This is a genomic window from Bariatricus sp. HCP28S3_A4, from assembly GCF_052066395.1.
GTDB lineage: Bacteria > Bacillota > Clostridia > Lachnospirales > Lachnospiraceae > Allocoprococcus.
This window is the reverse complement of record NZ_JBQHSE010000061.1, coordinates 1-5,527: the sequence shown is the minus strand read 5'-3', so window position 1 is coordinate 5,527 and position 5,527 is coordinate 1. Positions and strand designations below refer to the sequence as shown.

The following is a 5,527-nucleotide window of genomic DNA, read 5'->3' as shown; positions in this document are numbered from 1 at the left end:
CAACCATAATCAAATGATAATATAACAAAAATACTGAATGTGCATTATTATCCAAATCCATATTATAATCAATCCTTTCTTTTATTCGACTGATTATATTATACCACATCCAGCACCTTAGAACAAGTGTTCTCTCATATTTTTTGCAATTCATCTCGCCACCTAAAGAGGTGGGAGAATTCTTGCTATATCTTGTTAAAATTTTGTTATTATTTTACTGCATTAAATTACGAGTCGTCACTAAGGAGGTGAAATATTGGGAGAGAACAAGCAGGTCGATCGTATGATACAGGCCACTAAAAGCAAAGACAGACAAAACTGGCGGAAGATGAGCGGAGTTCATTGCGACAAGTGCCGGGTTCGGTTACATAATGGTGGAAGCACAAGGAAGACTGCAGGCAGAGAAGGTTCTCGCTTATATGGTGATTGCCGGACTTATCGGCTTCCTTATTGATACAATCTTAGTTCTTTGTGAACGCGTATTATTAAGATGGAAAGAATAATAAAGACGGAATCTACGGCATGTCCACCAGGTTGCCGCCGTCTAAAAAGGGTGCTGCCCCATAGATAAATCATCATCTATGGGGCAGCACCCTTTTTTATTCATTATATAATGCTGTATTTTTCCACACAGTAATCTTTAAGTGTACCGATCATTTGTTCCGCTGCTTCTCCCAGTCTCCTCTCTTTGTGATACATTAAGTACATTTTCCGCTTTGTATTCACTCCGCCAAAAGAGAATTCCAGTACTTTCTGCTTATCCAGAGATTCCTTTGCTGCGGTTTTACTGATAAACGCAATTCCTGCTCCCGCTTCTACTGCTCTTCGCACCATCTCTGAAGATTCAAACTGCGCCGCCACATGCAATGATGTAGTATCCAGCTTCAGTGCCTGTTCTATATTTTCAGAGACATTCTTTGTCCCACTGCCCAATTCACGCGTTATAAACCACTCTTTTCTCATCTGCTCAACCGGGAATTTTCCGTTCATATTCCTGTATTTTGCCGTGTTGGGTGTAATCAGGATAATCTCATCTTCAAACAACATTTCCATATGAATCTTTTCACTTTCGCTATCAAGTCCTCCAATCCCGATTTCTACTTCATAATCCAAAATTTTCTGCAGAACATCACCGCTGTCACCTTCCGAAATCCGGAAACATATATCTGGATTCTTAGTTCGAAAATAAGCCAAAAACTGCGGAAACATATAATGCCCCGGCACCGATGAAACAGCTACATTGACCATTTGGTTCATCTCATTTTCACTTCGGCATAATTGTTTCAGTGCCTGATTCTCCGTCTCTAATAACTGCAATGCATATGGATAAAATACCTTTCCTTCCTCAGAAAGCAAAACATCCTTTGTCGAACGAACCAAAAGCTGTACCCCCAGTTCGGCTTCCAGTTGTTTGATATGTGTGCTGATTGTCGGCTGTGACAAATAGAGATATTTGGCAGCCAAAGAGAAACTTTTGTAATTTACAACTCCAATAAAACTTCTTACGTACTCTAAACGCATTTTACTTACTTTCAACTTCCTTTAATAACATAAAACCATATTTCTATTTCTTTTATAATTATAATGCTCATTCACACTTTAGTCTAATCGAAAAAAGCAATGGATAATCTTATTTATTTATTATATCTATTTATTTAGATTCGGAATATTCTTTTTCATCTTTGTTAAAAGAACTTAGAGAACGCCAGATTCTGACTCCCGTGATCCTGCTGAGCGGACGTGAGGAAGATTCAGCCCAGGTAGAAGGTCTGGGGCTTGGTGCTGATGATTATATGACCAAGCCATTCAGCAAAACAGTACTTGTTTCCAAGATCCGTGCAATCGTAAGACGAGCACAGCAATATACTGCAGTACCGTCGTCCCCATCTGTTCTCCAGACTGTGGCACAACGCGGAAGCTTTACCTTGCACTTCGATTCACAGACTGTCCTGAAAGACGGTAAAGAGATTTCGCTCTCCTCAAAAGAATTCGCACTGTTATGTTTCTTCATGGAGAATCCGGAAACGCTCCTTACGAAGCAGGAGATTTTTTCCAAAGTGTGGAAAAGTGAATCTTCTGATGATAACACTATTCTGGTCTACATCAAGCGTCTGCGTGACAAAATCGAAGATACCCCTTCCAAGCCAAAGCATCTGATGACAGTATGGGGAAAAGGCTACCAGTTTTTCCCTTAATATTCAGCAAAACGCGTCATAGACGCGTTTTGTTTTATCTTTAACTTGAATTGCCCTAATTAGAAATCTCTAATTTACACGACATCTCAGCAATCTTCCATTCCTTCTCCAAAGAGGTTCATCGGTGCATTATCGACCACCCTGTAAATGCCGTATCCCACTTTATTTCCTTTCTGTCCCTGCAGGACAAATTCCATTTCGTCCTTCTCATCTATATTCTTGAACGTAATCTTCTGATTCTCAACAGGAGCCGGAATCGCTTCTGTGAAGCCATAATCAATGCTGTTTCCCGAGTCCACTGTAACCAGCAGCCACGTATGCCCCTCCAGCCTGTATATGACGACCAAATCGTCAAGGCCATCGTTCGTCAAATCATTTTCACAGGCAACAAGCACCTCCGCTCCCGGATACTCTGCCAGAAACGCCTGCAGAATCTTATTGTCTTCTGAAACATTTTCCGCATAATCCAGTTCTCTTCCAACCGGCCCTTCCTCGGCCTCTTCCTTCTCTTTTTCCTTCATCTGCTCATAGACATTATCCAGTTTTCCCCGGATTAAAAATCCTGCAAATACGAGCAAAACGATCAGTACTGCTTTCGCCCACGTGCTTCGTAAAATTGATTTCTTTTCTTTCACTTTATTTCCTCTGTTTGTTTCTTGCATTTATAACAATTCTGTAATATATTCTAACTGCATTTTTTTTAATGTAAAGGAATTATCCATTTAGGTACTTGGTTTTTTCAAATATCAAAATTCCCAATAAATCACTATTCAAATATTATCTTTTCATGCAAGTCGGTTGTTTCATTGCCTATTTGATTTTCGTAACATATAATAATAGGTAGTTTGTAACTGTTCAGAGCCAAGCAGATTTGTCAAACAAGGGCGATGAATGCTTGCATTCGTGAGCACTTTTTTGTACAAATCTATTTGGCGGATACGCCACACTGAGGAAACACGAAGTGTTTTCGAGGTTGGCTCTGAACAGTCACAGTAGTTTTACAATACGTTAAAGGAGGAAAATGACATGCCAACTTCGTTGCCTGAACATTTGAAGATTTCGCGGAAGCCAGACGGGAAGGCTTCCTCAAAGTAAAAGAATTAAAAGACAAGGGTGAAAAAATATGCGGCGCTTTCTGCCAGTACACCCCATCCGAAATCATCTATGCAGCCGGACTTTACCAGGTGGCTCTCTGTGGTCGAAGTCCTGATCCCATCAAAACTGCCGAGACAAGGCTTCCTGCCAATTTATGTCCTCTCATCAAAGCAAGTTACGGACATGCCCTGGAAGAAAGCTGCCCATATGCTTATTTCTCAGATGTGGTTGTCGGTGAAACAACCTGTGACGGCAAGAAAAAGATGTACGAACTTCTTGGGGAATTAAAACCAATGCAGGTCATTCATCTTCCGAATGTACCGGACTATGAACGTTCTCTGGAAATGTGGACCGAAGAGATCCGAGCATTTGCCAAAGGTCTGGAAGAGAAATTCAATGTCACGATCACGGATGATATGCTGAACGAGTCCATCGAATGGTGCAACAAAGAAAGGATTCAGGCTGCCCGCATCTATGAATTGGGTAAATACGACCCGCCGGCTATCACCGGAACCAAAATGAACGACATCATGGAAGGCGAGCAGTATATGTTCGACCGTGAGGCAAAATATAATAAGATTAACGAGATTCTTGACCAGTGCGAGAAGAACTGGCACGATGGTATCTATCCATATGAACCGGATCCGAATCGTCCGCGTCTGATCGTTTCCGGCGGCGGATACGGCGGAGTCTCTGCCAAAACGATCAATGTTATGGAAGAACTTGGCGGCGCCATCGTCTGTTATGAAGGCTGCTGCGGCATTTCCTCACGCCGCCGTCTGGTCGATGAAGACCGCAGCCGTGATCCATATGTCCGTATCGCGGAAAAATATATTGAAGTTCCTTGTGCAGTTGTCTCTCCGAACTACCGGCGTATGGATCAGGTCAGAGAAACGATTAAAGAATGGCACGCAGACGGGTATGTGAGCATCACGCTGCATTCCTGCAACCCATTTGCCATCGAAACCGAAAATATCCGTCGTGTCTGTGAAGAGATGGGCATCCCGCTCCTACATATTGAGACCGATTTTTACCCAGGTGATGCAGGACAGATCCGCACCCGAATTGAAGCTTTCCTTGAAATGATTCGTATGGGAAAGGAGGCTGCACATGAATAATCAGAATTTGCAGCAACTGATCGATGACTGCCACAAAACCGGGAAAAAAGTGGCTGTTTTATTCTGTTCCCATGTGCCTCAGGAAATTCTTCTCGCCGCAGATATGATCCCGCTTCGGATCCCCTATGTGCGGGGTGTAAAAGATGCAGCCTCACGGCTTCTCCCCCGCAATGTCTGTCCGGTTGTGAAGAACTGCTGTGATATCTGCGAGGATGAGGCTCTCAAAGATGCCGATTTAATTCTCGCCGAGACTTCCTGCGATGGGAAACGAAAAATGTACGAACTGATTTCACGGCAGGACCGCGTTTATTTTTATCAAGTTCCACAGGGTGCTGACCGCCATTATGTGAAACCGCTCATCCAGTCTGAATGCCGTTTTCTCATCCGGGAACTGAAAAAGCGTTTTGATGTAGATGTGACAGAAGAAAAAATTCACTCAGCCGGAGCTCTTCTGAACCGTGAGCGTGAAAGTATTATGAACCTAATGGAAATCCAGCGCCAGACTCCGCCGGCTGCCTGGGGAAGTGAGATTTTCGAAGCACTGGAAAAGCATCGTACGATTCCGGATATCGAAGAGCGGATCGCTGCCAACATAAAAACCCGTGATGAACTGCTGAGCAGAGAAAGTCCTGTGCCGAAACGGGCAAAACGAATCCTCGTAACCGGATGCCCGTTAAGCAGCATTTACCAGAAAATCCTGCACACTGTTGAAGAAAACCGAGGGGTTGTCGTATGTATCGAGAACTGTGAAGTTGTCAAATCTGCCATCCGGCATTTCGACACAGAAAACAGCGATGTCATTGCTGCTCTTGCCGACTGCTACCAAAATACCGCCTGTGCGATCATGGCTCCGAATGATCTGCGTTTCCGGCTGATCGAACGCCTCTGTGAAGAGTATAAAGTGGACGGAGTTCTGGATGTCACACTGCAGACATGCCACCCATATCCAGTGGAAAGAGACAAAATGCTGAGGCTTTGTGAGGATTCTCTCGGAATTCCTTACATGGCAGTGGAAACGGATTCTTCCGAAGAAAACAGCGGACAGCTTGCGACTCGTGTTGCGGCATTTATTGAAATGTTATAACGGGGACAGGTTCCGTGACTCACTCACAAGAGAGT

4 protein-coding genes and 2 pseudogenes are annotated in these 5,527 nt (G+C 43.5%); 4 read left to right on the top strand and 2 right to left on the bottom strand.

Going from position 1 to position 5,527, the window contains the following annotated elements; translation table 11 throughout:
* Window positions 1-332: 332 nt before the first annotated feature.
* Window positions 333-503: pseudogene (locus ACTNBF_RS16115) on the top strand (ABC transporter permease subunit SaoP); the annotation flags it as partial.
* Between the two features lie 103 nt (window positions 504-606).
* On the opposite strand, the gene ACTNBF_RS16110 reads toward ACTNBF_RS16115, so the two are convergent.
* Window positions 607-1,521 carry a selenium metabolism-associated LysR family transcriptional regulator gene (locus tag ACTNBF_RS16110; protein ID WP_427808116.1) on the bottom strand — a complete coding sequence of 305 codons (915 nt, stop codon included), beginning with the start codon at window positions 1,519-1,521 and terminating at the stop codon, window positions 607-609.
* Window positions 1,522-1,682: 161 nt separating this feature from the next.
* Here ACTNBF_RS16110 and ACTNBF_RS16105 point away from each other — a divergent pair, with 161 nt between their 5' ends.
* Entirely contained in the window at window positions 1,683-2,195 is a 513-nt protein-coding gene (locus ACTNBF_RS16105; RefSeq protein ID WP_441027206.1) for a response regulator transcription factor, read from the top strand.
* A gap of 86 nt (window positions 2,196-2,281) precedes the next feature.
* On the opposite strand, the gene saoC is transcribed toward ACTNBF_RS16105, so the two are convergent.
* Window positions 2,282-2,830, bottom strand: a complete 549-nt coding sequence (gene saoC, locus ACTNBF_RS16100; RefSeq protein WP_441027208.1) for a Cys-Cys-COOH (seleno)protein SaoC — start codon at window positions 2,828-2,830, stop codon at window positions 2,282-2,284.
* A gap of 435 nt (window positions 2,831-3,265) precedes the next feature.
* Between saoC and ACTNBF_RS16095 the strand changes: the two are divergent.
* Window positions 3,266-4,408, top strand: a pseudogene (locus ACTNBF_RS16095) (double-cubane-cluster-containing anaerobic reductase); the annotation flags it as partial.
* On the top strand, window positions 4,401-5,492 hold the full coding sequence (locus tag ACTNBF_RS16090; RefSeq protein ID WP_441027209.1) for a 2-hydroxyacyl-CoA dehydratase: 1,092 nt from the start codon (window positions 4,401-4,403) through the stop codon (window positions 5,490-5,492). The pseudogene ACTNBF_RS16095 and the gene ACTNBF_RS16090, both read left to right, overlap by 8 nt.
* Window positions 5,493-5,527 lie beyond the last annotated feature (35 nt).

Excerpts from the sequence above, each read along its gene's own strand:
- ACTNBF_RS16110 (WP_427808116.1), bottom strand. The coding sequence starts at position 1,521 with ATGCGTTTAGAGTACGTAAGAAGTTTTATTGGAGTTGTAAATTACAAA.
- ACTNBF_RS16090 (WP_441027209.1), top strand. The coding sequence starts at position 4,401 with ATGAATAATCAGAATTTGCAGCAACTGATCGATGACTGCCACAAAACC.